Source organism: Streptomyces sp. L7 (genome assembly GCF_050990935.1).
Taxonomy (GTDB): domain Bacteria; phylum Actinomycetota; class Actinomycetes; order Actinomycetales; family Microbacteriaceae; genus Leifsonia.
Genome location: NZ_CP194644.1, coordinates 2,549,937 through 2,575,767, shown reverse-complemented (window position 1 = coordinate 2,575,767; position 25,831 = coordinate 2,549,937). Strand labels below are relative to the sequence as shown.

Annotated in this window: 25 protein-coding genes and 2 pseudogenes; 20 read left to right on the top strand and 7 right to left on the bottom strand. The window is 71.1% G+C overall.

Going from position 1 to position 25,831, the window contains the following annotated elements:
- Positions 1–56: 56 nt before the first annotated feature.
- Together ACR5MH_RS12835 and ACR5MH_RS12830 are read left to right on the top strand one after the other, a co-directional pair.
- Positions 57–1,145, top strand: coding sequence for an acyltransferase family protein (locus tag ACR5MH_RS12835; protein ID WP_431347544.1), 1,089 nt, complete (start codon positions 57–59; stop codon positions 1,143–1,145).
- A gap of 243 nt (positions 1,146–1,388) precedes the next feature.
- A complete protein-coding gene (locus ACR5MH_RS12830; protein WP_431347543.1) occupies positions 1,389–1,754 on the top strand; it encodes a hypothetical protein in 366 nt (121 codons plus the stop codon).
- Between the two features lie 81 nt (positions 1,755–1,835).
- Here ACR5MH_RS12830 and ACR5MH_RS12825 read toward each other — a convergent pair whose 3' ends face one another.
- On the bottom strand, positions 1,836–2,267 hold the full coding sequence (locus ACR5MH_RS12825; RefSeq protein ID WP_431347542.1) for a hypothetical protein: 432 nt from the start codon (positions 2,265–2,267) through the stop codon (positions 1,836–1,838).
- Between the two features lie 124 nt (positions 2,268–2,391).
- On the opposite strand from ACR5MH_RS12825, the gene ACR5MH_RS12820 reads away from it, so the two are divergent.
- From ACR5MH_RS12820 to ACR5MH_RS12740, 17 genes and pseudogenes are all read left to right on the top strand, one after another.
- Positions 2,392–2,685, top strand: a complete 294-nt coding sequence (locus ACR5MH_RS12820; RefSeq protein ID WP_433861819.1) for a hypothetical protein — start codon at positions 2,392–2,394, stop codon at positions 2,683–2,685.
- 26 nt (positions 2,686–2,711) lie between these two features.
- Positions 2,712–2,984 carry a dihydrofolate reductase family protein gene (locus tag ACR5MH_RS12815; protein WP_433861818.1) on the top strand — a complete coding sequence of 91 codons (273 nt, stop codon included), beginning with the start codon at positions 2,712–2,714 and terminating at the stop codon, positions 2,982–2,984.
- Between the two features lie 167 nt (positions 2,985–3,151).
- The gene (locus ACR5MH_RS12810; protein ID WP_431347540.1) at positions 3,152–3,910 is read left to right on the top strand and encodes an IclR family transcriptional regulator; all 759 of its coding nucleotides are present in this window, start codon (positions 3,152–3,154) and stop codon (positions 3,908–3,910) included.
- 114 nt (positions 3,911–4,024) lie between these two features.
- The gene (locus ACR5MH_RS12805; RefSeq protein ID WP_431347539.1) at positions 4,025–5,197 is read left to right on the top strand and encodes a 4-hydroxybenzoate 3-monooxygenase; all 1,173 of its coding nucleotides are present in this window, start codon (positions 4,025–4,027) and stop codon (positions 5,195–5,197) included.
- A gap of 8 nt (positions 5,198–5,205) precedes the next feature.
- On the top strand, positions 5,206–5,985 hold the full coding sequence (gene pcaH / locus ACR5MH_RS12800; RefSeq protein ID WP_431347538.1) for a protocatechuate 3,4-dioxygenase subunit beta: 780 nt from the start codon (positions 5,206–5,208) through the stop codon (positions 5,983–5,985).
- Positions 5,972–6,544 (top strand): protocatechuate 3,4-dioxygenase subunit alpha, encoded by a 573-nt coding sequence (gene pcaG / locus ACR5MH_RS12795; protein ID WP_433861817.1) that lies wholly within the window; start codon positions 5,972–5,974, stop codon positions 6,542–6,544. Before pcaH ends, pcaG begins: the two co-directional genes overlap by 14 nt.
- On the top strand, positions 6,537–7,736 hold the full coding sequence (locus tag ACR5MH_RS12790; RefSeq protein WP_431347536.1) for a lyase family protein: 1,200 nt from the start codon (positions 6,537–6,539) through the stop codon (positions 7,734–7,736). The genes pcaG and ACR5MH_RS12790 overlap by 8 nt, the downstream gene beginning before the upstream one ends.
- Before the next feature lie 4 nt (positions 7,737–7,740).
- Entirely contained in the window at positions 7,741–8,934 is a 1,194-nt protein-coding gene (locus ACR5MH_RS12785) for an alpha/beta fold hydrolase (protein WP_431347535.1), read from the top strand.
- Positions 8,927–9,718 carry a CoA transferase subunit A gene (locus ACR5MH_RS12780; protein ID WP_431347534.1) on the top strand — a complete coding sequence of 264 codons (792 nt, stop codon included), beginning with the start codon at positions 8,927–8,929 and terminating at the stop codon, positions 9,716–9,718. Before ACR5MH_RS12785 ends, ACR5MH_RS12780 begins: the two co-directional genes overlap by 8 nt.
- A 1-nt stretch (position 9,719) precedes the next feature.
- Positions 9,720–10,387: pseudogene (locus ACR5MH_RS12775) on the top strand (CoA transferase subunit B).
- Entirely contained in the window at positions 10,380–11,594 is a 1,215-nt protein-coding gene (locus tag ACR5MH_RS12770) for an acetyl-CoA C-acetyltransferase (protein WP_433861816.1), read from the top strand. The pseudogene ACR5MH_RS12775 and the gene ACR5MH_RS12770 overlap by 8 nt, the downstream one beginning before the upstream one ends.
- Before the next feature lie 168 nt (positions 11,595–11,762).
- Entirely contained in the window at positions 11,763–12,530 is a 768-nt protein-coding gene (locus ACR5MH_RS12765) for an ABC transporter ATP-binding protein (protein WP_431347530.1), read from the top strand.
- Positions 12,512–14,083, top strand: coding sequence for a transporter (locus ACR5MH_RS12760; RefSeq protein WP_431347529.1), 1,572 nt, complete (start codon positions 12,512–12,514; stop codon positions 14,081–14,083). Before ACR5MH_RS12765 ends, ACR5MH_RS12760 begins: the two co-directional genes overlap by 19 nt.
- A 92-nt stretch (positions 14,084–14,175) precedes the next feature.
- Positions 14,176–14,733 carry a dihydrofolate reductase family protein gene (locus ACR5MH_RS12755; RefSeq protein WP_431347528.1) on the top strand — a complete coding sequence of 186 codons (558 nt, stop codon included), beginning with the start codon at positions 14,176–14,178 and terminating at the stop codon, positions 14,731–14,733.
- A gap of 212 nt (positions 14,734–14,945) precedes the next feature.
- Complete coding sequence (locus tag ACR5MH_RS12750; RefSeq protein ID WP_431347527.1) at positions 14,946–16,676, top strand: ABC transporter ATP-binding protein; 1,731 nt, start codon at positions 14,946–14,948, stop codon at positions 16,674–16,676.
- A gap of 151 nt (positions 16,677–16,827) precedes the next feature.
- The gene (locus ACR5MH_RS12745; RefSeq protein WP_433862650.1) at positions 16,828–18,690 is read left to right on the top strand and encodes an ABC transporter ATP-binding protein; all 1,863 of its coding nucleotides are present in this window, start codon (positions 16,828–16,830) and stop codon (positions 18,688–18,690) included.
- A gap of 75 nt (positions 18,691–18,765) precedes the next feature.
- The gene (locus ACR5MH_RS12740) at positions 18,766–19,062 is read left to right on the top strand and encodes a hypothetical protein (protein ID WP_431347525.1); all 297 of its coding nucleotides are present in this window, start codon (positions 18,766–18,768) and stop codon (positions 19,060–19,062) included.
- 230 nt (positions 19,063–19,292) lie between these two features.
- On the opposite strand, the gene ACR5MH_RS12735 is transcribed toward ACR5MH_RS12740, so the two are convergent.
- Together ACR5MH_RS12735 and ACR5MH_RS12730 are read right to left on the bottom strand one after the other, a co-directional pair.
- Positions 19,293–19,574, bottom strand: a complete 282-nt coding sequence (locus tag ACR5MH_RS12735) for a Fe-S cluster assembly protein HesB (protein ID WP_431347524.1) — start codon at positions 19,572–19,574, stop codon at positions 19,293–19,295.
- A gap of 125 nt (positions 19,575–19,699) precedes the next feature.
- Complete coding sequence (locus ACR5MH_RS12730; RefSeq protein ID WP_431347523.1) at positions 19,700–20,242, bottom strand: type 1 glutamine amidotransferase domain-containing protein; 543 nt, start codon at positions 20,240–20,242, stop codon at positions 19,700–19,702.
- A 54-nt stretch (positions 20,243–20,296) separates the two neighbouring features.
- On the opposite strand from ACR5MH_RS12730, the gene ACR5MH_RS12725 reads away from it, so the two are divergent.
- Positions 20,297–21,121 (top strand): aldo/keto reductase, encoded by an 825-nt coding sequence (locus ACR5MH_RS12725; protein ID WP_431347522.1) that lies wholly within the window; start codon positions 20,297–20,299, stop codon positions 21,119–21,121.
- A 155-nt stretch (positions 21,122–21,276) separates the two neighbouring features.
- On the opposite strand, the gene ACR5MH_RS12720 is transcribed toward ACR5MH_RS12725, so the two are convergent.
- From ACR5MH_RS12720 to ACR5MH_RS12705, 4 genes and pseudogenes are all read right to left on the bottom strand, one after another.
- The gene (locus tag ACR5MH_RS12720; protein WP_431349413.1) at positions 21,277–23,427 is read right to left on the bottom strand and encodes a S9 family peptidase; all 2,151 of its coding nucleotides are present in this window, start codon (positions 23,425–23,427) and stop codon (positions 21,277–21,279) included.
- A gap of 97 nt (positions 23,428–23,524) precedes the next feature.
- A complete protein-coding gene (locus ACR5MH_RS12715) occupies positions 23,525–24,613 on the bottom strand; it encodes an IS30 family transposase (protein WP_433861815.1) in 1,089 nt (362 codons plus the stop codon).
- A gap of 276 nt (positions 24,614–24,889) precedes the next feature.
- Positions 24,890–25,459 (bottom strand): ROK family protein, encoded by a 570-nt coding sequence (locus ACR5MH_RS12710; protein ID WP_431347521.1) that lies wholly within the window; start codon positions 25,457–25,459, stop codon positions 24,890–24,892.
- A pseudogene (locus ACR5MH_RS12705) lies at positions 25,357–25,758 on the bottom strand (ROK family protein); the annotation flags it as partial. The pseudogene ACR5MH_RS12705 and the gene ACR5MH_RS12710, both read right to left, overlap by 103 nt.
- Positions 25,759–25,831 lie beyond the last annotated feature (73 nt).

Genomic DNA, 25,831 nt, shown 5'->3' with positions numbered 1-25,831 from the left:
TGAGATATTCTCACGAATACCACAACAGGGGGACCCGCATGCTGCAGCGCAGGCCGATGTCAGCCAGCGCTGGCCTCACGCTCTCAGGCGTGTTCGACCCGAAGCTGAACGCGCTCAACACCATCCGTCTCGTGCTCGCCGTGAGCGTCATCGTCTGGCATTCCTTCCCCCTCACCGGGGCTGCGCGGCCGGCGGCACCGGTCACCCAGCTCCTCGGCGACGGCGGAGTGGACGGGTTCTTCGCGATCAGCGGCTTCCTCATCGTGTCCTCGTGGATGCGCCGACCCCAGTGGTGGCCGTATCTGAAGGCCCGCTTCCTGCGGATCCTGCCCGCGTTCTGGGTGTGCCTCATCGTCACCGCCGCGGTCATCGCCCCGGTCGGGATCGGGCTCGCCGGGCAGTCCCTCCCGGACGGCTACGCGCTCGACGCGCTCGCCTACGTGGGGAAGAACGCGGCCCTGGTGATCAACGAGTACGGCATCGGAGGCACGCCGACGGGTGTTCCCTACCCGGTCGTGTGGAACGGCAGCCTGTGGACGCTGGGGTGGGAGTTCCTCTGCTACCTCGCCGTGCTCGGCTTGGGCGTCACCAAGCTGCTGAAGTTCCGTGCCACCATCCCCGCCCTGTTCGTGGGCTGCCTGGTCGTGACCGTCCTCGCCGACACGAACCTGACGCACAACTACTACCTCGTGAACGGGTCCCGGTTCGGGCTCATGTTCGCGGCAGGCGCGCTCATCTACCAGCTCCGCCACCGGCTCCCCACCCGAGCCGTCGACCTCGTCCTGTGTGCGGCGATCGTCGGCGGCGCTTCGCTTCTCCCGGACTACCGGGTGGCGGCGGCGCTGCCCCTCGCCTACCTGCTCATCGCCTCGGGCGCGGTGCTCCGGGTGCGTGCGCTGCGGCTCCGCAACGACATCTCTTACGGCACCTACATCTACGCGTTCCCGCTGCAGCAGGTCCTCGCCTCCGCGGGCCTCTACAGCCTGGGCGTGCCCCTGTTCGCCGCGCTTGCGATCCCGCTCACTTTTCTCGTCGCCACCGCATCCTGGTTCGCGGTCGAGAAGCCCGCGATGCGTCTTCGCAACAGGTCCGCCCGTGCGCCGGTGATCGCCGCGGCGAACTCGGGAGCGCCGTCCGGCTCCTGACACGGCCCGTTTCTCCCCAGGCCGTATGGGAGCGGACTTCGCCACTCCCATACGACATTCGGGTAAGACCCCGGCGCGTTACGAGACGCCCCCTGAACTGCGTGCGGTGCGCCGGTGACTGCTCCAGACTAACCGCAGAATAGACCGTACAGTTGACCCTGTTTCGGCGCGGCGGCCCGGGCCGCGGGACCGTCTCGCGACGGGGCTGCCCCGCGCGCCGAACCGCTGGCTATCATGTGCGCCATGAGCACCAAGAGCAGGCAGGCGCCGCACCAGGAGGAGACGCTGCACCTCGGCGCGCATCGCGGGATGTGGGGTGCGTTCGCCGGGCTGATCACGGCCGTCCTGATCGCCTACCCGCTGTCGGCGAGCGTCGCCTTCGCCACGCATCCGGCGACGCAGAAGCTTTTCGGGGAGCGGCTGGCGTCCGCGTCGCAGGCCGGCTTCCAGGCGTTCTGGTGGATCATCGCGCTCGGCTGCCTGGCGCTGCCGTTCATCGTCGGGTTCGGGATCGCGAAGATGTCGGGGCGGACGCTCGCCATCATCGGCGGCGTGGTCGTCGTGTTCCTCATCCTCGTGCTCGTGATGGGGCAGCTGTTCCTGTTCTGATGCGGTTCGCGGGCGCCACAGGCCGCGCAGGCCAGGCAGACGCCCGCAGCCTCCGAGGCCGACGCCTCAGAGGCCGACGCCTCAGAGGTCGACCTCGCCCAGGTCCTCCGCGCTCAGGTCGTCCGGCGATCCCATGACGGCCGGGACGCACTCCGAGAACGCGTAGCGCAGCAGCACGGGCCACTCGCTGGCGTCGACCAGGTCGAAGACGTCGACCACCGCCGCGCCCCCGATGTGGGAGGGCACGCGCAGCTCGAACGGGGGCTCGCTCGTGCGCTCGAACTCGATCTCGTACGCGACGTCGCCGCGCTCGAGGACAGCCAGCACGATGTCCATGCCTTCTGTCCTACCCGTTTCGGCGCGACGGCAGAACCCCTTCTTCGGAGCGGGGCGCATCCAGCAGCCGTTCGCGGCCGTCGAGGAGGTCCTCCCACCCGGGCGGGACGCCGGGCGGAGCGCCGCACGGCGGGCCGTGTCGAGTACGGCAGCGGGGGAGGTGGTGGTCTCGGTCATGTGTCCAGCGTCGCGGGGACCGGCGGGTGGCGGATCGACCGAACGGCTGGAGCGACCCTGTTGCCTCCACCCTCCCCGGGGTGTAGACGGGGTATGTCACCCTCACTGACAAGGAGGAGCAGGCATGTCTTCGATCGTGGTGCAGGCGTTCGTCACCCTCGACGGTGTCGTCCAGGGGCCGGGTGGCCCCGAGGAGGACACCGAGGGAGGGTTCCAGCACGGCGGCTGGCAGTTCGACTACGACGACGGCACCGTCGCGGCGTGGGAGAAGAACACCGAGGCGCTGCTGCTGGGCCGGAGGACGTACGAGCTCTTCGCGGGCTCGTGGGGCGTCTGGCCGGAGGATGCCGACGGGTTGCAGGGGAACTCACCCGGCGGTACAACCGCATCCCCAAGTACGTCGCTTCGCGCTCGCTGACGGAGGTCGGCTGGACGAACTCCTACTTGCTGGGTCCGGACGTCCCGGGCGCCGTGGAGCGGCTGCGCGGTGAGCCGGGCGGCGAGATCCGGGTGTGGGGGAGCACGGAGTTGATCCGCACGCTCGCCGAGCACGATCAGATCGACGAGTACCGGCTGTTGGTGCACCCGCTCGTGCTCGGCGTCGGCAAGAAGCTGTTCGGCGACGGTTTCCCCCACACCCGGTTCGCGCTCGTGGAGTCGCGCTCGACGGCCTCCGGCATCGTGATCAGCGTCTACCGGCGCGCGGCGGACGCCTGAGCGGGCCCCGTCACAGCGCATCGAGCGCCGCCGTCATCCGGCGGAACACATGCGAGCGCCAGTCGGCGGGGAGGTCGGGCTCGCTCCGCACCCGCCAGAGGTAGGAAGACCTACATATGAAGCCGCGGTCTCCGACCCGACCGCTGCAGCGGTCCTAAGCTGACCGCATGGCCGGTGGAGCTCAGGACGACCGCAGCGTTGCGGAACGTGTCTTCGCGATCGCCGACGCCTTCGAGCGCGGCGACGAGCTGACCCTCAGCGAGATCGCACGCCGCGCCGGCCTCCCGGTCTCGACCACGCACCGGCTCCTGGCCGAGTGGGTGGCGTGGGGCGGCCTGGCCCGCGGGGAGGACGGCCGCTACCGCGTGGGCATCAAGCTCTGGCGGCTGGGAGTCCGCCAGCCGACCGCGCGCCGCCTCCGCCAGGCGGCGCGGCCGTATCTCGACGACCTCCTGGAAGCCACGGGCGAGCACGTGCACCTCGCCGTGCGCGACGGTCTGGGCGCGGTCTATCTGGAGCGGCTGTCCGGACCGGGGGCCGTGCGTGTCATCAGCGACGTCGGCTCGCGGCTCCCGCTGCACGCCACCGGCGTCGGGCTGGTGCTGCTCGCGTACGCGCCGGACGGCACGCTCGCGGAGGTGCTCGCCGACCACCCGCGCAAGTTCCAGCCCAACACGCTCACCGGCGAGAAGGAGCTGCGGGCGCGGCTGGCCGGCATCCGCGCGACCGGTGTCTCCCACTCGGTCGAGGAGCTCACCCAGGGCGCCTTCTCCGTCGCCGCGCCGGTGCGGGACGCCACCGGGGAGGTCGTGGCCGCGGTGTCAATCATCGCCCACGCCGAGCGGGAGGCCGAGCCGCAGTTCACGCTGGGCGTCCGGATGGCCGCGCGCGGCATCTCCGGGGTCCTCGGGCTCGACTACGAGTAGTCGCCGGGGTGATCCTCGGGAGGAATCTCTTCCGCTCAGTGGAAACCGCAGCCGGACTGCCGCCGGATTCGCCCAGGATGGGACGACCTTCCCACTGAAGCGAAAGGCGGAACAATGCGCACCCAGGTCGCCATCATCGGGGCCGGGCCCGCTGGACTCCTGCTCGGGCACATCCTCCGGAGAGCGGGGGTCGATTTCGTCATCCTCGAGCAGAAGAGCCGGGAGTACGTGCTCGGCCGCGTGCGCGCCGGCGTCCTGGAGCAGGGCTCCGTCGACGTGCTGCGCGACCTCGGCCTCGACGCCGACCTCGCCGCGCGCGGGCTCACGCACCACGGCATCTACCTGCAGTACGAAGGGGAGCGCCACCACCTCGATTTCGTCGACCTCGTCGGCCGCACGGTCACCGTGTACGGGCAGCAGGCGCTCGTGCGGCACCTGCTCTCCGAGCACGACCGCGCCGGCTCCGACGTCCGGTTCGAGGTGGAGGGCGTCGCGCCGCACGACCTCGACGGGAACGCGCCCTACGTCACCATCGGCAGTGGGGGCGACGCCGAGCGCATCGACTGCGACATCGTCGTCGGCGCCGACGGCTACCACGGCGTCTGCCGCCCGGCCATCCCGGGCATCCGGGCCCTCGAGCGAAGCTACCCGTACGCGTGGCTCGGCATCCTCGCCGACGTCGCGCCGTCCACCGACGACCTCATCTACGCGCTGCACCCGGACGGCTTCGCGATGCACTCGATGCGCTCGCCGGCGGTCTCCCGGCTCTACCTCCAGGTCGATCCGGGCGAGTCGGTCGACGACTGGTCGGACGAGCGGATCTGGGAGGCGCTGCAGACCCGCCTCGGCGTCCCCGGCTGGACCCTGAGCGAGGGCGCGATCACCGAGAAGTCGATCACGCCGATGCGCAGCTTCGTGGCCTCCACGCTGGAGCACGGGCGCCTCTTCCTCGCCGGTGACGCCGGCCACATCGTGCCGCCGACCGGCGCGAAGGGGCTCAACTCGGCCATCGCCGACGTCGCCCTGCTCGGTCGCTCGCTGACGGCGCACTTCGGAGGTGACGACGCCCTCCTGAGGCGCTACAGCAGCGCTGCCCTCGCCCGGCAGTGGAAGGTGCAGCAGTTCTCCCAGTGGATGACGGAGATGCTGCACGTCCACCGGGAGGTCCCCGACGAGGCGGCCCGCGCCTTCCGTTACCGCAGCCAGCTCGGTCAGCTGGAGTACACCACCGGATCGCGTCACGCGCAGGCGGCCCTCGCCGAGCAGTACGCGGGCCTCCCCTTCTGAGGTACGAGATGAGCGCTGACAACACGGCAGAGCCGACACAGAACCAGATCACCGCGGAGATCGCGGCCGCGCATGCGGCGGCGGCGGCCGCGGGTCCCCTTCCCGTGCACCCGCTGCGCGACTTCGGGCCGTACCGCAGCTCGCGGCTGCGTCATCCCACCCATGAGCTGGTGCGGGCCGACCCCGAGGAGATCGAGCTCGTCTCGCCGGCGTTCGGGCACACCGACGTCGCGGCGGAGGAGAGCGACCTCACCATCCAGCACAGCGGAGAGCCGCTCGGCGAGCGCATCATCGTGACCGGCCGCGTGCTCGACGGCGAGGGCCGGCCGGTGCGCAACCAGCTCGTGGAGGTCTGGCAGGCGAACTCCTCCGGCCGCTATGTGCACAAGCGCGACCAGCATCCCGCGCCGCTCGACCCCAACTTCACCGGGGTGGGCCGCGCGATCACGGGCGAGGACGGCTCGTACCGGTTCGTCACCATCAAGCCCGGCCCCTACCCCTGGCGGAACCACCGCAACGCGTGGCGGCCGGCGCACATCCACTTCTCGCTGTTCGGGTCGGCGTTCACGCAGCGGCTCGTGACGCAGATGTACTTCCCGAGCGACCCGCTGTTCGCGCTCGACCCGATCTACCAGTCGATCGCCGACCCGGCCGCGCGCGAGCGGCTGATCGCCACGTACGATCACGAGGTGAGCGAGCCGGAGTGGGCGCTCGGCTACCGGTGGGACATCGTCCTGACCGGCGGCGCGGCGACGTGGATGGAGCCGGAGGAGGGTGACCATGCCTGAGAGCACCGATCGAACCCAGTACCTGCAGACGCCGTCGCAGACGGTCGGGCCGTTCTTCGGCTACGCCCTGCCCTACGAGGGCGGCGCCGAGGTCGCGCCGCCCTGGCATCCCGGCACGATTCGCCTGCACGGCACCGTGCTCGACGGGGAGGGCGCGCCCGTCCCCGACGCGATCCTGGAGGTCTGGGGCGCCGACACCGACGGAACGCCCATCGCGCGGCAGGGCAGCCTGCACCGCGACGGGTACACCGCGACGGGCTTCGGGCGCGCCGCCGTCGACCGGGCCGGACACTACGCGTTCACGACCGTCCGTCCGGGCGCCGGCGCGGGCCGCGCACCGTATCTCCTGGTGACGGTGTTCGCGCGCGGCCTCCTGCACCACCTCTTCACGCGCGCCTACCTCGAAGGCGGCGACCCGTTCCTGGCCACCGTGCCGGAGGGGCGGCGGAGCACGCTGCTCGCCACCCCGGACGGCGACAACAGCTACCGCTTCGACATCCGCCTCCAGGGCGAGGACGAGACCGTCTTCCTCGACTTCGTGGGGGACGGGCGTGGCTGAACCCTTCGACTGGGGTCTCCTCGAGCCGGCCGGTGCAGTGGGTGTCCCGGCCGGCGACGATCGTGTGCTGGCCGCCATGATCGCGGTCGAGGAGGCCCTGGCCGGAGCCTGGGACGAGCTCGACGGCTCGGCCGCCCGGCCCGGCTACGAGCCGCTCGCGTTCGACGCCCGCACCATCGACCGCGCGCGCCTCGTCGCGGGCGCGCGGGAAGCCGGAGTGCCCATCATCGCGCTCGTCGAGCAGCTCCGCGAACAGGCCGGAGCGCACGCGGGACGGGTGCATCGCGGCGCGACCAGTCAGGACATCGTGGACTCGGCTCTTGTGCTGGTCTCCCGCGAGTCCCTCTCACGCGCGCGGGACGCGCTCGCGGCCGCGGCCGCGGAGCTCGCAGACCGGGCGATCCGCTCGCGCGCGACGCCGCTGCTGGCTCGTACCCTGACGCAGCAGGCTGAGCCGACGACTCTCGGTGCGTTCCTGGCCTCCTGGCTGGACGCCGTGGTGTCGGCGCTGGAGGTGCTCGACCGGCTCGACTGTCCCGTGCAGCTCGGCGGCGCCGTGGGCACAGGCGCGGCGTTCGCGCGCCTCGCGGCCCGGGCCGATGCGCCGCAGACCCTCCGCGCGGGCGTCGCCGCCCGCCTGGGGCTCAGCGACCCGGGTCGGGCCTGGCACACCGACCGCGGCCCGGTGCTGGCGATCGCGGACGCCGCCGCGCGCGTCGCCGCGGTGGCCGGCCGGATCGGCCGCGACCTCGGACTGGCGGCGCGCGACGGCGTGCTCCTCCCCGCCACCGGCGGCGGCTCGTCCGCGATGCCGCACAAGCAGAACCCGGTCGACGCCGTGCTGCTCACCGCGAACGGCCTCCGCGCCCCCGGCCTGCTCGCCACGGTCCACACCGCAGCGCTCAGCTCGGACGCGCGGCCGGCGGGGAGTGGCACGCCGAATGGCAGGCCTGGCGCGCGCTGCTGCGCATCGCGGTCGAGAGCGCCGAGGTGCTGGCCCACGCGGTCGCCGACCTCGTGGTGGCGGACGGCCCGGGTGGCGCTGCGGGCTCCTCCGTCGCTGCGGCATCTTCCGTCGTCGCGGCCCCTTCCGTCAGGGGAAGCGACGCCGCCGACCTGGGCTCGGCGGGCGCCGTCGTGGACGCCGCCGTCGCCCGCTACCGTGTCCATGCCGATCACGACCGAGAGGTGAACCGATGACCATCCCGCGACTGCGCGGCGCGATGACCGCGGCCTCCCCGTCCGCCGCGGCGCCGCGCCTGCTGGTGCTGCTGCCCTCGCTCGGCACGACCGCCGAGCTGTGGGACGGCGTCGTGGCGCGGCTGGCCGCGGTGCCGGACGCCCCGCGGATCCTGCGCGTCGACCTCCCGGGTCACGGTGCGTCGGCCGCCACGCGCGAGCCCTTCACGATGTCCGAGCTCGCGAACGCCGTGCTCGCCCTCGTGGACGAGGTGGGCGGCGGTGCGTTCGACGTCGCCGGCGACTCGCTCGGCGGCGCGGTCGCCCTAGAGGTCGCGCTCGCCGCCCCGGAGCGCGTGCGCAGCCTGGCGATGTTCTGCTCCGGCGCGCACATCGGCTCGACGGAGGGCTGGGCCGATCGCGCCGCGCAGGTGCGCGCCTCCGGCACGGCCTCCGTGGTGGCCGGAAGCGCGCAGCGCTGGTTCGCGCCCGGGTATCTGGCCGCGCATCCCGACGGCCCGGGCGGCCACGCGCTGAAGACCCTGCTGGACGTCGACGACGAGTCGTACGCGCTCTGCTGCGAAGCACTCGGCGGATTCGACCGGCGCGACGCCCTCGCGGACGTGCATGTGCCCGCGCTCCTCGTCGCCGGCGCGCACGACCAGGTGACCACCTCGGCCCTGATGGCGGAGGACGCCGCGGCGCTCCCCCGCGCGCGGTTCGTGGAGCTGGCGCACGCCGCCCACCTCGTCCCGCTCGAGGACCCGGCCGAGACCGCCGCCCTGCTCGCTGCGCTGCTCGCGGGCCGCGATGCCGGCGCCGCCGCGGCCTTCGAGCGCGGCATGGCCGTCCGGCGGGCGGTGCTGGGCGATGCCCACGTCGACCGCGCCACGGCAGCCATCACGCCGGAGACCGCGGACTTCCAGGACTTCATCACCCGCTACGCGTGGGGCGAGGTCTGGGCCCGGCCGCAGCTCACCCGGCCGGAGCGCTCGATCGCGACGCTCGCCAGCCTGGTGACCGGCAGCCACGAGAACGAGCTGCGCATGCACGTACGCGCCGCCCTGCGCAACGGGCTGACCCGCACGCAGATCGCGGAGGTCATCCACCACACCGCCCTGTACGCCGGGCTGCCCGCGGCCAACGGTGCGCTGGCGATCATGCGCGAGGTCTTCCTCGAATCCGACCAGACGGAGGAATCAGATGGATAAAACGTTCGCGTCGGCGGCCGAGGCGGTCGCCGACATCCCGGACGGCGCTTCGCTCGCGGTCGGCGGTTTCGGTCTGTCCGGGGTGCCGATCGTGACGATCCGGGCGTTGCTGGCGCGGGGTGTCGGTGGCCTGGAGGTGGTGTCGAACAACTGCGGTGTGGACGGTTGGGGCCTCGGCGAGCTGCTCGCCGCCGGTCGCATCCGCCGTGTGATCGCCAGCTACATCGGCGAGAACAAGGAGTTCGCCCGCCAGTACCTCGGCGGCGAGGTGGAGGTCGAGTTGACCCCGCAGGGCACGCTGGCGGAGCGTTTGCGCGCGGGCGGTGTCGGCATTCCGGCCTTCTACACCGCGACCGGCGCCGGCACCGCGGTCTCCGACGGCGGTATGCCGATCCGCTACGCCGCCGACGGGTCGGTGGCGGAGGAGAGCGCGCCGAAGGAACTGCGTCCGTTCGACGTGTTCGGCCGCAACCGGGAGTACGTGCTGGAGACCGCGATCCGCACCGACTTCGGCCTGGTGCGCGCTGCGGTCGGCGACCGGCACGGCAACCTGCGCTTCGAGAAGTCGACCCGCAACTTCAACCCGCTCGCCGGGATGGCCGGGCGGATCACGATCGCGGAGGTGGACGAGCTGGTCGAGCCGGGCGTGCTCGGTCCCGACGACATCCACCTGCCCGGCATCTACGTGGACCGGCTGGTCGCGCTGACCGCCGAGCAGTCGGCGGACCTGCCGATCGAGAAGGTCACCGTGCGCGCCCGCCCCATCGCCCCGGAAGGGAACTGACATGCCCCGCAGCCGCGACGAGATGGCCGCCCGTGCCGCCCTCGAACTGGAGGACGGCTCCTACGTGAACCTGGGCATCGGCCTCCCCACGCTTATCCCCAACCATCTGCCGGAGGGGTGCACGTCGTGCTGCATTCCGAGAACGGCATCTTGGGCGTCGGGCCCTACCCGTGGGAGGGCGAGCAGGACCCCAAGCTGATCAACGCGGGCAAGGAGACGGTCACCGTGCTGCCCGGCGCCAGCTACTTCGACTCCGCCGCCAGCTTCGGGATGATCCGCGGCGGGCGCATCGCCACCGCCGTCCTCGGCGCCATGCAGGTCTCGGCCGCCGGCGACATCGCCAACTGGGCTGTGCCCGGCAAGATGGTCAAGGGGATGGGCGGGGCGATGGACCTCGTCAACGGCGCCGAGCGCGTCATCGTGGTCATGGAGCACGTCGCCAAAGACGGCTCGGCCAAGCTGGTCGCGCAGTGCACCCTCCCGCTGACCGGCCGCGGTTGCGTCGACCGGATCATCACCGACCTCGCCGTCATCGACGTCACCGACGACGGCCTCGTGCTCCGCGAGGTGGCGCCCGGCGTGACCGTGGACGAGGTGGTGGCCGCGACGGGCGCGCCGCTGAGCATCCCGGCCGCAGTGACCGCGGGGACGGCGGCCGCGCATGCCTGAGCTGCGCGAGGTCGTCGTCTGCTCCCCGCTGCGCACGCCGGTCGGCCGGATGGGCGGCGCACTGGCACCGGTCTCCGCTCTGTCGCTGGCGGAGACCGTGCTGCGCGCCCTCCTCGACCGCACCGGGCTCGACCCGGCCGCGGTGGAGGGAGTGATCGGTTCGCAGGGCTATCCCACGATGGAGGCACCCGCGTTCGGCCGTGTCGCAGCGCTCAACGCCGGATTCCCGGTCACGACGACGGGCTATCAGCTCGACCGGCGCTGCGGCTCGGGCCTCCAGGCGGTCATCAACGCCGCGATGGAGGTGCAGACCGGCGCGAGCGACGTGCTGATCGCGCTCGGCGCCGAGTCGATGTCGAACGCCCCCTTTTATACGGAGCAGGGCCGCCGCGGCCTCCCGCCCGGAGGTCTGATGCTGCACGACGCCCTCGCGCGTGGCCGCGAGACGGTCGGCGGGCGCAACTTCCCGACCCCGGAGGGCAACGTCGGCTCGGCGGAGACGCTGCGCCGCGAGTACGGCGTCCCGCGTGAAGCGCAGGATGGACTCGCGCTCCGCTCCCACCAGCGAGCGGTCGCCGCGCAGCAGTCCGGCGCATTCGACGCCGAGCTGGTCCCGGTCACCGTGCCGGGCCGCACGGGCGACGTCGTCGTCGGCCGCGACGAGCATCCGCGTGCCGACACGACGCTGGAGGCCCTCGCCGGCCTCCGCCCGATCCTCGGCCGCGCCGACGCCGCGGCGACCGTCACCGCCGGCAACTCCAGCGGCCAGAACGACGCCGCGGCCGCCGCCATCGTCACCACCCAGGAGCGCGCCGCGGCGCTGGGCCTCACCCCGGTCCTGCGCCTGCGATCATGGGCGGTCGCGGGCAACGACCCGGCGGTGTTCGGCGTCGCGCCGGTCCCGGCGGCGAACAGGGCCCTGGAGCGCGCCGGCGTCACCTGGTCGGACATCGATGTGATCGAGCTCAACGAGGCCTTCGCCGTGCAGGTGCTGGCGTGCCTCGCCGACTGGGGCATCGACCCCGAGGACCCGCGCCTCAACCCGCGCGGCAGCGGCATCTCGATCGGGCACCCTATCGGCGCCACCGGCCTCCGCATGCTGGCGACGCTCGCCCACGAGCTCCCGGCCCTCGACGGCACGCTCGCCGTCGAGACCATGTGCATCGGCGGAGGCCAGGGCCTCGCGGCCGTCTTCGAGCGCGTCTGATGTCATCGGAGGGGCACGTAAGCGCCCCTCCGACGCGGGTTTACGGGCGTTGACGTGCCCCTCGGCGCCGCGTGCCGCCCCTCGACGGGGGTGCGTGCGAGCGGATGCGGCGGCGCGTAGGGTGAGGTGGGCTGCGTCAGAGGAGCACGACAGCCCGGGGGAGGTGCGATGACGCAGGACGATGCGGTCGCGGTGGCGATCCGCGGTCTGCACAAGCGGTTCGGGGCGAAGACGGCGGTCGACGGGATCGACCTCGACGTGCCCTCCGGCAGCTTCTACGGGCTGGTCGGCCCGAACGGAGCGGGCAAGACCACGACGCTGAACATGGTCACCGGTCTGTTGCGGCCCGACGCCGGCCAGGTGCTCCTCCACGGTGTCGACATGTGGCGCGACCCGCTGGCGGGGAAGGCGCTCGTGGGAGTGCTCTCCGACGGCGTCCGGCTGTTCGACCGGCTCACCGGCGAGCAGCTCGTCGAATACGCGGGCCTCCTGAGCGGCATGGACCGGCCCACGGCGATCGAGCGCACCCACGACCTCCTGAATCTGCTCGACCTGGCCTCCGCGGGCGGCACCCTCGTCGTCGACTACTCCGCCGGAATGACGAAGAAGATCGCGCTGGCCGCCGCGATGGTGCACGCGCCGCGCGTGCTCGTGCTGGACGAGCCGTTCGAGTCCGTCGACCCCGTCTCCGCGGCCAACATCCGCGACATCCTGCACGGCTACGTCCAGGGCGGGGGCACGGTCATCGTCTCGTCGCACGTCATGGACCTGGTCGAGCGGATGTGCGACCACGTCGCCGTGATCAACGACGGCCGCGTCCTGGTCGCCGGCACCGTGGACGAGGTGCGCGCGGGCTCCACGCTGGAAGACCGCTTCGTCGAGCTGGTCGGCGGTCGCCGGGTCGGGGAGGGGCCGGAGTGGTTGCGACACTCGTAAGGCTGCGCCTGCTCGTCCTCCGCAACTCGTTCCGCCGCAGCACCTCGCAGCTCGTCGCGGTCATCCTCGGCGGGGTGTACGCGCTCGGCGCGCTGGTGGTCGTCATCGGCGGCCTCGTCCTGCTGGGCTTCGCCCCGATCGAGGTGACGCGCACGGTCGCCGTCATCGGCGGCTCGGCCGCCGTTCTCGGCTGGGCGATCTTCCCGCTGCTGCTCTCCGGCATCGAGCAGACGCTCGACCCCGCCAAGCTCGCCGTCTACCCGATCCCGCTGCGCCCGCTCATGCTCGGGATGCTGCTGAGCGCGGTCGTCGGCGTCGCCGGAGCGGCGACCACGCTCGCGTCGCTGGCGACCTCGCTGAGCTGGCTCCGGCTCCCCGGGGTCGCGGTGGTCGCCCTCCTGACGGGCGCGCTCGGCGCCGCGACCTGCGTCGTCGTGTCGCGGGCCGTCACCTCCGTGTCGAGCGGGCTGTCCGGCGGGCGGCGGTTCCGGGAGGCCAGCGGGCTGCTCATCCTCATCCCGCTCATCCTGGCCGGCCCGATCGTCATCGGCATCACGCGCGGCCTCCGCTCGTCGTCCGACGCGCTGCCCGCCATCGCGGACGGACTGTCCTGGTCGCCGCTCGGCGCCGTCTGGGCGGTGCCGTCGCAGCTCGCGCAGGGCGACGCGCTCGGCGCTCTGGCCCGGTTCCTGATCGCGGTCGCCACGTTCGTCGTGCTGTGGCTGGTGTGGCGCTGGGGGCTCGCCCGGTCGCTGACCACGCCGGCGCGCGCCTCCTCGCGCGTCCGGGCCCAGGGCAAGCTCGGCTGGTTCGGGATTCTGCCCGGCACGCAGTCGGGAGCGATCGCGGCCCGCTGCCTGACCTACTGGTTCCGTGACCCGCGCTACCTCCGGCAGCTGCTCGTCGTCCCGCTGATGCCCGTGCTGTTCTGGTTCTACTCGAGCCTCAACCACTCGTCGGTGCTGCCGCTGATCGGGGCGCCGGTCGTGGCGTTCTCGCTCGGCATCGGGATGATCGCCGACGTCTCCTACGACTCGACCGCGTTCGCGCTGCACGTCGCGAAGGCCGTGCCGGGTCGCGCGGACCGCTGGGGCCGGGCGGCCGCGCTGCTCTCCTTCGCGGTTCCGGCGATCGTGCTCGTGGCGCTCTTCGGTGCGGCCGTCGGCGGCGCCTGGCACATCCTCCCCGGCCTGATCGGCCTCTCGCTCGGCCTCCTGCTCACCGGGGTGGCGGTGTGCGCGGTGACCTCGGCCCGGCTGGTGTTCCCCGTGCCGGAGCCGGGCGACAACCCGTTCCGGTCGCGGCCGGGCGCCAACATCTCGCTGCTCGGCCCGACCTTCGCGGCGTGGGGCGTGATCGCGGTGCTGTGTCTGCCCGAGATCGTCCTGTTCATCGTCGGGCTGGTGACCGGCGACGCGCTCTGGCTCTGGGCGGCGCTCGTCGTCGGCGTGGCGCTGGGCGGGGTGCTGGTGGGCGTCGGCGTGCGGATCGGGGGCAACATCCTCGACGCCCGGGCGCCGGAGCTGCTGCTGCAGTTGCGGAAGGACGCCTGATCACAGCCGGCCTCACCGCTGAGCCCTCCGGCTGGAACGACCGCCCCGGCCGGCTGGTGGCGACGGCCTGAGGCCGCCCCTAAGCTGGCCGCATGGGCAGCATCGCAGTGCACGAGTTCGTCTCCCTCGACGGCGTCTTCGAAGACCCGAGCTGGACGGCCGAGTACGGCTTCGATCCCGAGATGGGCGACGACCTCGCGCGCATCACGGGAGCGTCGGAGCGCATCCTCCTGGGGCGCCGCACGTTCGAGATGTTCGCGCCGGCGTGGTCGGCGCGCTCGTCGGCCGACGACCCGGGAGCGCCCTTCTTCAACGACACCGAGAAGCTCGTCGTCAGCTCGACGCTGGACGACGCGGCCGCCGAGGCCGTCTGGGCCAACTCGCGGTCGCTCGGCAGATACGACGCCGACCGGGTGCGGGAGGTCAAGCAGAGCGTGGGCGGCAGCCTTTACATCAGCGGCAGCGGCTCGCTCGTGCGCGCCCTGATCGCGGACGGACTGGTCGACGCGCTGCACCTCTTCGTGTACCCGGTCATCCGCGGCACGGGCGCGCGGCTCTTTCCGGAGGGCATGCCCGAGACGAAGCTGCGCCTGCGGCAGTACGACGGCTACGCCAACGGTGTCCTCCACCTCCTCTACGCGCCGGCCTGATCTCCACAGATCTCGAATGCGGTCACTACCTGACCGCTGTTCCGGATAGCGTCATATCCGACGGCGACCAACGTCTCCTGACGGGGGCGGATGTCGCCGGTCCGCGCTAGCGTTAGCGCTGTACGGGGGTATCGCGCAGTGCCGTGTCGGCGGGGGCCGACGGCAGTGTGCGCCCGATACGACTCCACCAGAGAAAAGAACCAGGAATCACCGTGACTCTCCTTCGTTTGGCGCTGCGGTTCATCCGCCCGTACTGGGGCGCGGTCGCGGCCGTGGTCGTGCTCCAGCTCATCGCGACCATCGCCGCGCTCTACCTGCCCACGCTCAACGCCGACATCATCGACAAAGGCGTCGTCAAAGGCGACACGAACTTCATCTGGTCGACGGGCGGCATGATGCTCATGGTCTGCTTCGTGCAGGTCGCAGCGGCCATCACGGCGACCTACTTCGGTGCGCGCTCCTCGATGTCGCTGGGACGCGACGTGCGCCGCTCCTTCTACCGCAAGGTCGACTCGCTCCCGGCGCTCGACCTCGCGCGCTGGGGCATGCCGACCCTCATCACGCGCAACACCAACGACGTCCAGCAGGTGCAGATGCTGGTGCTGATGACGCTCAACTTCATGGTGTCGACGCCGATCATGTGCGTCGCGGGCATCATCCTCGCCGTGCGGGTGGACGCCGGGCTGTCCTGGCTCGTCTGGGTGTCCGTCGCCGTGCTGTTCGTCGTGGTCGGCATCCTGGTCTGGCTGCTGCTGCCGATGTTCCGCGTGATGCAGGAGCGCATCGACGGCGTCAACGGCGTCATCCGCGAGCAGATCGTCGGCATCCGTGTCATCCGCGCGTTCGTCCGCGAGAAGTTCGAGACAGCGCGCTACGACGACGCGAATGCCGCGCTCACCCGCATCTCGGTCAAGGTCGGCAACGTCTTCGTGCTCATGTTCCCGCTCATCATGCTCATCTTGAACGCCGCGACGGTCGCCGTGCTCTGGTTCGGCGGCCACCGGGTCGGCGCGGGCGACATCCAGGTGGGGGCTCTCACGGCGTTCCTGCAGTACCTGCTGCAGATCCTGGTCGCGGTGATGATGGGCGTGTTCATGGCCATGATGATCCCGCGCGCGATGGTCTGCGCGGAGCGCATCGACGAGGTGCTGAGCGCGGTGCCGTCCACCGGAGCGGGCGCCGCCGGCGGTCGAGTGCCCACGGACGGCAGCGTGGAGGTCGACGGCGTCACGTTCGGCTACCCCGGCGCCGAGAAGCCTGTGCTGAGCGACGTCACCTTCACCGCGGAACCCGGGCGGGTGACCGCGATCGTCGGCTCGACCGGATCGGGCAAGTCGACCCTCGTCTCGGTCATCGCCGACCTCTTCACCCCGCAGAGCGGGCAGGTGCGGATCGGCGGCGTCCCGGTGGACTCGCTGAGCCGGGAGCAGCTCTCCGGCGTGCTAGGTCTCGTGCCGCAGAAGCCCTACCTCTTCTCCGGGACGGTCGCCAGCAACCTGCGGTTCGGCCGGCCGGACGCCACGGACGACGAGCTCTGGGAGGCGCTGCGCGTCGCCCAGGCCGAGGACTTCGTGCGCGCCAAGGAGCACGGCCTCGAGGAGCGCATCGCCCAGGGCGGAACCAACGTCTCCGGCGGTCAGCGCCAGCGGCTCTGCATCGCCCGCGCCCTGGTGGCGGAGCCGAAGGTGCTGCTGTTCGACGATTCCTTCTCGGCTCTCGACGTCGCGACAGACGCCCGCCTGCGGAGCGCTCTGGCGCAGTCCACGGGCGACACCACCGTCATCGTGGTGGCGCAGCGCGTCTCCACGATCAGGGAGGCCGATCAGATCATCGTGCTCGACGACGGCAGAGTCGTCGGACGCGGCACCCACGACGAGTTGCTGGAGACGAGCGAGACGTATCGCGAGATCGTCGAGTCGCAGCTGAGCCTGGAGGTGGCCTGAGATGGCGCGCCAGAAGAAGAACCGCACCACCGGCACGGGCCGCACGGGAGCCGCAGAGCGGGACGGCGTCCTCTCCGAGGCCGGCGTCCAGACGGCGATCGACGAACTCGAACTCGAGTACGAGTACGAGCCCACCGAGGGCGACGGCGACATGTTCGGCGGCACGCCCGCCAAGAAGGCCGAGCACTTCTGGCCCTCGTTCCAGCGCCTGCTCGGGCTGCTCAAGCCCGAGTGGCTCGCCATGTCGTTCGTGACCCTCCTGGTGGTCGTCTCGGTGGCGCTGATCGTGATCGCGCCGAAGGTCCTGGGCAACGCCACGGACGTGATCTTCACGGGCGCTGTCGGCACTATCACCCCGACCGGCCTCGTGCCCGGCCACGGGATCGACTTCGTCGAGCTCGGCCGCCTGCTCACCATCGTGCTCGCGATGTACATCGCCGCGTCGCTCCTGCAGTGGTGGCAGGGCTACCTGCTGAACGCGCTCGTCATGCGGGTGATCTACCGCCTGCGCGCCGAGGTGGAGAAGAAGCTCAACCGGCTGCCGCTCAGCTACTTCGACACCCGGCAGCGCGGCGACCTCATGTCGCGTGTGACCAACGACGTCGACAACATCCAGACGGCGCTGCAGCAGGCGTTCTCGCAGCTCATCCAGTCCGTGCTGACGGTCATCGGCATCGGCATCATGATGTTCATCGTCTCGTGGCAGCTCGCCCTGATCGCGCTCATCTCGATCCCGCTCTCCGGAGTGATCGCCGGCGTGATCGGCACGCGGTCGCAGAAGCTGTTCAAGCAGCAGTGGAACTCGACCGGCGCGCTCAACGGGCACATCGAGGAGTCGTACTCCGGGCTCGACCTGGTGCGCGCCTTCGGTCGCGACGCCGTGATGCTCGAAGAGTTCGACCAGCGCAACGACAAGCTGTGGAAGTCCACCGTCGGCGCCCAGTTCGTGTCGGGCATGATCATGCCGGCGATGAACTTCGTCTCGTACCTCTCGTACGTGCTGATCGCGGTCGTCGGCGGTCTCCGGGTCGCCTCCGGACAGATGACCATCGGCGACGCGACGGCGTTCATCCAGTATTCGCGGGAGTTCTCCCAGCCCATCGGCCAGATCGCGGGCATGGCGAACATGCTCCAGTCCGGTGTCGCGTCGGCGGAGCGCACGTTCGAGTTCCTCGACGCGGAGGAGCAGTCGGCCGACGTCGAGACGCGGCACCTGCCCGAGCGCGCGGACGGCCGAGTCGAGCTGGAGGGCGTGGACTTCTCCTACGACCCCGAGACCGAGCTGATCCGAGACCTGTCGCTGTCGGTCGCGCCCGGCCACACGGTCGCGATCGTCGGTCCGACCGGCGCGGGCAAGACCACGCTGGTCAACCTGATCATGCGGTTCTACGAGCTGAACGGCGGCACCATCCGCCTCGACGGCATCGACACCACGGACCTGTCCCGCGCCGAGCTGCGCGGCCAGGTCGGCATGGTGCTGCAGGACGCGTGGCTGTTCTCGGGCACCATCCGCGAGAACATCCGATACGGCCGGCTGAATGCGACGGACGAGGAGGTCGTGGCAGCAGCGAAGGCGACGATGGTCGACCGGTTCGTCCGTCAGCTCCCGGACGGCTACGACACGAAGATCGAGGCGGACGGCAGCAACGTATCCGCCGGCGAGCGGCAGCTTCTGACGATCGCGCGAGCGTTCATCGCGAACCCGTCGCTGCTCATCCTCGACGAGGCCACCTCGTCGGTGGACACCCGCACCGAACTGCTGGTGCAGCACGCGATGGCTGCGCTGCGGAGCGACCGCACGTCGTTCGTGATCGCTCACCGGCTCTCCACGATCCGCGACGCGCACACCATCCTGGTCATGGAGCACGGCAGCATCGTGGAGCAGGGCGACCATGCGACCCTCCTGGCGCAGAAGGGGGCCTATTACGACCTGTACATGACCCAGTTCCGTGGCGCCGCCGCCGAGCACGGGACCGCTGCCGGCGCGGAGACCGAGGAGGTCCCGACCGCGTAGCGCGCGACGCCTACCCCGAATCGTTCGAAAAGTGAACGAGTTGTGGCGGCGCGGAGCAGGTCGTACAACAGAAGTATGACGACCGAATCCCGCGCCGAGCTCCCACCCGGTCCGACCTACGAGTACGGCGGCCACAGCGTGTGGATCGTGCCCGATCCGGATTCGACGACGCGCTGGCGCGTGATGGAGGACGACGGCTACCTGGGGACCATCGCCACGGCCGATGCCGTCAAGGGCGAGCCGGAGGTGCACTTCGCCGTGCACTTCGCGGGCGAGGAGGACATCCCGCCCACCAAGATCGTCCCGCTGTGGACGACCGCGGCCGAATTCCTCATCGACGCGGGAGAGCCGCAGCGTCCGCCGGCGACCTGACGTTCCAGCGGCGCGTGGCTCCTGCGCCGCGAGAGGGTGTGCGGGCGGCTTCGGGGTTGAACCGCCGCCCGCACCTCATCCACGAAAACACGATGCAACAGGTCGGTCGACACGATTGACAACGGCTTCTCACCGTGCCTGACGCGACTCGGCCCCGGCGCTGGAAGCACCGGGGCCGGGGAGGCGGGCGTCGCGTGGACGCCGGCTTCGGGTCGTCGCGATGGCACTCCCTAGGCGAGGGCGCCGATCGCGAAGCTCACCGCGCCCTGGTCGTCGACCTGGGCGTCGAGCACCTTGTCGTCGAGGGCGACAGCGGCGCCCGGCTCGAGGAAGAGTCGTGCCCCGTCGGACTCGACCACCTGGTCTGCGGGCTCCGGCTCGGGTGTCACGGCAGCCGCGAACGCGGTGTTCTGCGGGTTGCTGCTGCTGATGCGCAGCCCGGCGTCGTCCTGCGGCGCCTGTTCGGTGAGGGTCTTGACGATCGTGCTGGCGTTCTCGGTCAGGGTGAGCATGCGCTCTCCTTTCGTTGTTCCTCCAGGAGTGCCCCACGGTCCCGCGCTCCGCAGCGGAGTGCAACCCCGCCTTCGGCCATTGCCAGGAAACGTTCACGCAGCGCGGAGGCGGGGCGCGGCCGTGGTCAGGCGATGAGCTTGAGGAGCTCGCGGTTGAACGCGGGGAGGTCGTCCGGCTTCCGGGACGACACCAGCGTGAACGGGCCCGAATCGACCACGTACTCCTCGTCCACCCAGGTCGCACCGGCGTTCCGGTAATCGGTCTGCAGGCTCGGCCAGCTCGTCAGCGTGCGGCCGCCGACCACTCCGGCCTCGATGAGCACCCAGCCGCCGTGGCAGATCACCGCGATCGGCTTGCCGGCGTCCGCGAACGCCTTCGTCAGAGCGACGGCCTCGGGGAACGTCCGTACCTGGTCGCCGTTCGCGACGCCGCCGGGCAGCACCAGCACGTCGAAGTCGTCCGCAGAGGCGGCGTCGAGGGTGAGGTCCACCGGGAACTCGTCCGCCGGCGTCAGGTGGTTGAACGCCTGAACCGTCCCCGCGTCCTTCGAGATCAGTTTCGCGGTCGCCCCTGCGTCGGTCACCGCCTTCCACGGTTCCGCCAGCTCCGCCTGCTCGATCCCCTCCGGACCGACCAGGAATGCCACCCGCTTGTCGTCATAGGCCATTTCGGCTCCTTTCGTCTTCCCCTCTCTACGCCGGGGTCAGGGGAGAATGAACCCATGCCGAACATCCCCCAGGTCCCGCTCAACGACGGCAATCGCATCCCGCAGCTCGGCTTCGGCGTCTACAAGATCCCGGAGGCCGAGACGGTGGACGCGGTGCTGACCGCGCTGGAGGCCGGGTACCGGCACATCGACACCGCGACGTTCTACGAGAACGAGAGCGCCGTCGGCGAGGCCGTGCGGCGCAGTGGGCTGCCGCGCGGCGAGGTGTTCGTGACGACGAAGGTGTGGTGGACCGACAACGGCTACGACTCGACGCTGCGCTCGTTCGACGCGAGCCTGGAGCGCCTCGGCTTCGACGCGGTCGACCTGTTCCTCATCCACTGGCCCGCGCCCCAGCACGACAAGTACGTGGAGACCTGGCGCGCGCTGGAGCACCTGAAAGCGGAGGGCCGCGCCCGGTCGATCGGCGTCGCCAACTTCCACACCCACCACCTCGACCGCCTCGCCGCCGAGACGGAGACGGTGCCCGCGGTCAACCAGGTGGAGCTGCATCCGTGGCTGCCGCAGCGGGAGGTCCGCGCGTACGACGAGACGCACGGGATCGTGACGGAGGCGTGGTCGCCGCTCGCGCGCGGCCGAGTGCTGGACGACCCGCTGCTCGGCGGCCTCGCCGCGAAGCACGGCGTGACCCCGGCGCAGGTGGTCATTCGCTGGCAGCTCCAGCTCGGCAACGTGGTCATCCCCAAGTCGTCGTCGCCGGACCGCATCCGCTCGAACCTGGACGTCTTCGGCTTCGAGCTCGACGCCGACGACCTCGCCGCGATCGACACGCTCGAGTCGGGCGAGCGCACCGGCAAGGACCCCGACGACCTCGGCTGACCCCGCCGGCCGCTGCCGCTACCGGAGGACATCCACCCGCCAAGACCCCCGAATCGCAGCCAACGGAGGACATCCGCCCTCCCCGTGCCCCGATCTCCTCCGTTACCTGCGGATCGCCGGCGTACCGCCCCGGATCTCCTCCGTTACCGGCGCCGTCACTCCCCGGTCGGGTGCGCGCCCACCACGTCCAGCAGCCACGCCAGCGAGAACGCGCGCTCCCGCCACGCGGCGTATCGACCCGACACGCCGCCGTGCCCTGCCGCCATCTCGGTCTTGAGCAGCGCGTCGGCGCCGACCTCGCGCAGCTTCGCCACCCACTTCGCCGGCTCGACGTAAAGAACGCGGGTGTCGTTGAGGCTCGTGACGGCGAGGATGCGCGGGTACACGCTGTGGTGGATGTTCTCCACCGGCGCGTACGACTTCATGTAGTAGTACACGTCCTCGTCGTGCAGCGGGTCGCCCCATTCGTCCCACTCGATCACCGTCAGCGGCAGCGACGGGTCGAGGATCGTCGTCAGCGGGTCCACGAACGGCACCTCGGCCAGCACGCCGGCGAACAGCCGCGGCGCGAGGTTGGCGACCGCACCCATCAGGAGGCCTCCCGCGCTACCGCCCTGCGCGGCGAGCTGCGACGGAGTCGTCCAGCCCTGGTCGACCAGGTGCTTCCCCGCCGCCACGAAGTCGGTGAACGTGTTCTTCTTGTGGAGCTTCTTGCCGTGCTCGTACCAGAGCCTCCCGAGTTCGCCGCCGCCGCGCACGTGCGCGATCGCGAACACCACGCCGCGGTCGAGGAGGCTGAGGCGTGCGATGCCGAACGACGGGTCCATGCTCGCCTCGTACGAGCCGTACCCGTAGAGCACCAGCGGCGCAGGCTCGCCGGGCGTCACCAGGTCGCGCCGGTAGACGAGCGAGATCGGGATGCGCGTGCCGTCCTCGGCGGTCGCCCACTCCCTGCGCTGCTCGAACAGCTCCGGCTCGAACTCGCCGAGCACCGGCTGCTGCTTGCGCAGGGTGAGTTCGCGCGTGCGCACGTCGTAGTCGTACACGCTCGACGGTGTGACGAAGCTGCCGTAGCCGAGGCGCAGGAACGGCTGCGTCCACTCCGGGTTGCCGCCCGCGCCGACGGTGAAGAGCTCCTCGTCGAAGTGCAGCTCGTGGAGGATGTCATCCACCTCGCCGGCCACGCTGCCCTCCGTCGGGGCCGGCAGGCAGGCGACCGCGAGCCGCGTCATCCCCTCGCGCCGGTACTCGAGCGCGACGAAGTCGCGGAACGCGTCCACCCCTTCGATGCGCACGGCCGGGTCGTGGGGGAGCAGCGTCCGGCGCGGCCCTTGCGGGTCGTCGGCCGCGACGCTCACGAGCTCGAAGTTGACGGCGCCGTCGTTGTGGACGATGAGCAACCGGTCGCGGCCTCCCGCGACGACGTGCTCGATGTCGTACTCGACGCCCTCCCTGCGGGGCCAGACGACGCGGAACTCGCCTGTCGGGTCACCCGCGTCCAGCAGCCAGCTCTCGCTGGTGATGTTGGAGCCGGCCTCGATGACCAGGAACCGGCGGCTGCGGGTGAGGCCGACGCCGATCCAGTACTTCTCGTCGGGCTCGTGGAAGACCTGCGTGTCGGCTTCGCCGTCCGGACCCTGCCCGACCCCGTGCCGCCACACGGTGTCCGGCCGCCAGGCGTCGTCCACGGTCGTGTAGAACAGGTACTCGCCGCTCGGGTCGAAGAGCGCGCCGGCGCCCGTGCCCGCGATCTTGTCGGGGAATGCCTCGCCGTCGCCGGTCAGGGACCGCACCCGGATCGTGTACCGCTCGTCGCCCTCGGTGTCGACGGCGTAGAGCAGTCGCGTACCGTCGGTGCTGACGTCGAAGCTGCCGAGCGCGTAGAAGTCGTGCCCCTCGGCCTCCGCGTTGTCGTCCAGCAGGACCTGCTCGCCCGGGAGGCCGTGCTGCTGCGCTTGCTCATCCAGCGCCGGCGGCTCCCAGTCGTCGGGGCCGTCGATGGGCGCGCGGCAGTGGATGCCGTACTGCTTGCCCTCGACGGTGCGCGTGTAGTACCACCAGTCGCCTTCGCGGGTCGGGACGCTCAGGTCGGTCTCCCGGGTGCGCGACTTGATCTCGTCGAAGATCTGCTCACGCAGCACGGCGAGCTTCTCGGTGCGCGCGTTCGTGTACGCGTTCTCCTCGTGCAGGTGCGCGATGACCGCTGGATCGTCCTTGTCGCGGAGCCACTCGTAGTCGTCGACGACCACGTCCCCGTGGTGGCTGCGCTCGGTCGGTTTCTTCGCGGTGTTCGGCGGGGTGAGCATCCCCCCAGGCTACCGAACGACGATCGGCGCGGGCGCGGCGCACCCCCGCCTGCGCGCCGCGCATTCGTGACGAATGTCGCGTCTGGGGCCGGTGGTTTCAACTCGTGAGTGCAACACCTTTTAGATGCTCGTCGAGTTTCTCGGCTGGGGTGTGGAAGTTCAAGGTCTGACGTGGGCGGATGTTGAGCAGTCGTTGGGTTTCGGCGAGGTCGGTGTCGGTGATGGTGTTGAAGTTGGTGCCTTTGGGATAGAAGTCCCGGATCAGCCCGTTGAGGTTCTCGTTGCTGCCGCGTTGCCAGGGTGAGTGCGGGTCGGCGAAGAATACCGGGCAGCCGGAAGCGACGGTGAATCGGGCGTGTTCGGCCATTTCGGTGCCTTGGTCCCAGGTCAGGGTGTTGAAGAGAGCGGCGGGCAGCTGTTGGATCATTTCGGTGAGCCGGTCGATCACGGTGGCGGAGTCTCGCGTTCCGGGCAGCCGGCCTAGGAGGGCGAATCGGGTGGAGCGTTCGACCAGGGTGATGATCCCGGAGTTGCCGGGGCCGACGACGAGGTCGCCTTCCCAGTGCCCGGGAACGGCGCGGTCGGCGACCGTCGCTGGTCGCTCACTGATCCGGGCTCCCTCCAGCCAGGGCCGGTTGCTGCGCCGCGGCAGCTTGGACTGCGGGATGCGCCCCTTCCGCCCGGAGCGCAACGCTTTGACCACGGTCAGCTCGTGCCGCAACGCGCCTTTGCCCTGAACATAGAGGGCCTGATAGATCGTCTCGGAGGACACCCGCATATCCTCTCGCCCCGGAAACAAGTGCGGCAGCCGACCCGCGACCTGTCGCGGGGAGAACCGGTCGTTCAACTGCTCCACCACCGCAGCCCGCAACACCGGATGCCGGTCCAGTTTGCGCCGCTTGGGCCTGGCCCGCCGTTGCGCGGCGACCTGATGCGACACTCCCGCCTCATACTGCCACTGCCCCCGATGCAACCACCTCGACCGGGCGACCTCCCGCGACACCGTCGAGGCAGACACCCCGACCAGGGCGGCGATCCTGCGCATCGAGAACCCCTGCGCCAGCCCCGTCTGGATCAGAGTCCGATCCGCCAACGACAATCGACGCCCGTGACCAGTGGCCGCGCCCACCACCCCCGGCGGCCCGACACGCAACAAACCCGAACGACTCCCCGGCTCAAACTTCATGCCAGCAAGCCTCGCCCACCGCTCCACCCGACCCGGCGGCAACCCCAACCAGCCGCCCACGCCCGCAGCGGAAATGCCCTCCACCAACAACCCAAGCGCCGCAACGCGAGTCTCTAACGACGAATGCGAACCCATCCCAACCCCTCACCAAAACGAAGGGTGTTGCACTCACCGCCGGAACTCACCGCCCCGATTCACAACATTCGTGGCGAATGTGGATGAGCCGCTTTCGCGACATTCGGTATGAATCGCGTCGCGTCGCCGGCCGGCGGCGGGCTAACGGGCGACGGTGAACGCGAGCAGGCCGGCTCCTGCACGGCCGGCGTCGCCGCCCAGACCGCTGCGCACGATCGCCGGCCGTTCCCGCCAGGCCAGGCCGGCCGACACGGCGTGCTCCAGCGGGGCGAACAAGGCGTCGCCCGCGTGCGAGACGCCGCCGCCCAGCACGATCACCTTCGGGTCGAGCAACAGGGTGAGGATGGTGAGGCCCTGGGCGAGCACGTCGACGGCCTCGCCCCAGACGCGGTCGGCGAGCGGGTCGCTGCCGAGGCGCGCGACGATCCGGCGGGTGCTCAGCGGCTCGCCGCCGGCCTCCCGGTAGCGGCGCGCGACGCCGGCCCCGGACATGTACACCTCGAGACAGCCGCGCTGGCCGCAGGTGCACTGCTCGCCGCCGGGGATCACGGGGATGTGACCGAACTCGCCCGCTGCTCCGGTCGCGCCGGTGATCGTCCCGCCCGCGGTCACGAGGGCGGCGGCGACGCCGGTGCCGATCGGGACGAGGACGAAGTCGTCCGACCCCTGCGCCGCGCCGTAGGTGCGTTCCGCGAGGCCGGCGGCGCGCACATCGTGCCCGACCGCGACCGGGAGGCGCAGCTCCCCCGCAGGATGTCGTGCAGCGGGACGTCCCGCCAGTCCAGGTTGGACGCGTAGTGCACGATGCCGCGCTGCTCGTCCAGCATGCCCGGTGTGGCCACGCCGGCGCCGACGACTTCGCGCCCGGCCGCCGCGGCGACGCCGCGCAGGTCGTGGAACAGTGCCACCAGCGCGTCGAGGATGTCGCGACCCGGCGTGGGACGCGTCAACTCGGCGACCACTTCACCGCCCTCGGCCACCACAGCGCCCTTCATGGCTGTTCCGCCGAGGTCGACCGCGAGGGCGACGGGGAGTCGGAGCCCGGGGTCGCGCTGCGGTCGCCCTGTTCGTCGGCGAGCGCTC

Bases quoted from the DNA above. Each gene is read 5' to 3' on its own strand.
- ACR5MH_RS12835 (WP_431347544.1), top strand. From the start codon at position 57: ATGTCAGCCAGCGCTGGCCTCACGCTCTCAGGCGTGTTCGACCCGAAG.
- ACR5MH_RS12830 (WP_431347543.1), top strand. From the start codon at position 1,389: ATGAGCACCAAGAGCAGGCAGGCGCCGCACCAGGAGGAGACGCTGCAC.
- ACR5MH_RS12825 (WP_431347542.1), bottom strand. From the start codon at position 2,267: ATGACCGAGACCACCACCTCCCCCGCTGCCGTACTCGACACGGCCCGC.
- ACR5MH_RS12820 (WP_433861819.1), top strand. From the start codon at position 2,392: ATGTCTTCGATCGTGGTGCAGGCGTTCGTCACCCTCGACGGTGTCGTC.
- ACR5MH_RS12810 (WP_431347540.1), top strand. From the start codon at position 3,152: ATGGCCGGTGGAGCTCAGGACGACCGCAGCGTTGCGGAACGTGTCTTC.
- ACR5MH_RS12805 (WP_431347539.1), top strand. From the start codon at position 4,025: ATGCGCACCCAGGTCGCCATCATCGGGGCCGGGCCCGCTGGACTCCTG.
- pcaH (WP_431347538.1), top strand. From the start codon at position 5,206: ATGAGCGCTGACAACACGGCAGAGCCGACACAGAACCAGATCACCGCG.
- ACR5MH_RS12785 (WP_431347535.1), top strand. From the start codon at position 7,741: ATGACCATCCCGCGACTGCGCGGCGCGATGACCGCGGCCTCCCCGTCC.
- ACR5MH_RS12780 (WP_431347534.1), top strand. From the start codon at position 8,927: ATGGATAAAACGTTCGCGTCGGCGGCCGAGGCGGTCGCCGACATCCCG.
- ACR5MH_RS12770 (WP_433861816.1), top strand. From the start codon at position 10,380: ATGCCTGAGCTGCGCGAGGTCGTCGTCTGCTCCCCGCTGCGCACGCCG.
- ACR5MH_RS12765 (WP_431347530.1), top strand. From the start codon at position 11,763: ATGACGCAGGACGATGCGGTCGCGGTGGCGATCCGCGGTCTGCACAAG.
- ACR5MH_RS12755 (WP_431347528.1), top strand. From the start codon at position 14,176: ATGGGCAGCATCGCAGTGCACGAGTTCGTCTCCCTCGACGGCGTCTTC.
- ACR5MH_RS12745 (WP_433862650.1), top strand. From the start codon at position 16,828: ATGTTCGGCGGCACGCCCGCCAAGAAGGCCGAGCACTTCTGGCCCTCG.
- ACR5MH_RS12740 (WP_431347525.1), top strand. From the start codon at position 18,766: ATGACGACCGAATCCCGCGCCGAGCTCCCACCCGGTCCGACCTACGAG.
- ACR5MH_RS12735 (WP_431347524.1), bottom strand. From the start codon at position 19,574: ATGCTCACCCTGACCGAGAACGCCAGCACGATCGTCAAGACCCTCACC.
- ACR5MH_RS12730 (WP_431347523.1), bottom strand. From the start codon at position 20,242: ATGGCCTATGACGACAAGCGGGTGGCATTCCTGGTCGGTCCGGAGGGG.
- ACR5MH_RS12725 (WP_431347522.1), top strand. From the start codon at position 20,297: ATGCCGAACATCCCCCAGGTCCCGCTCAACGACGGCAATCGCATCCCG.
- ACR5MH_RS12720 (WP_431349413.1), bottom strand. From the start codon at position 23,427: ATGCTCACCCCGCCGAACACCGCGAAGAAACCGACCGAGCGCAGCCAC.
- ACR5MH_RS12715 (WP_433861815.1), bottom strand. From the start codon at position 24,613: ATGAAGTTTGAGCCGGGGAGTCGTTCGGGTTTGTTGCGTGTCGGGCCG.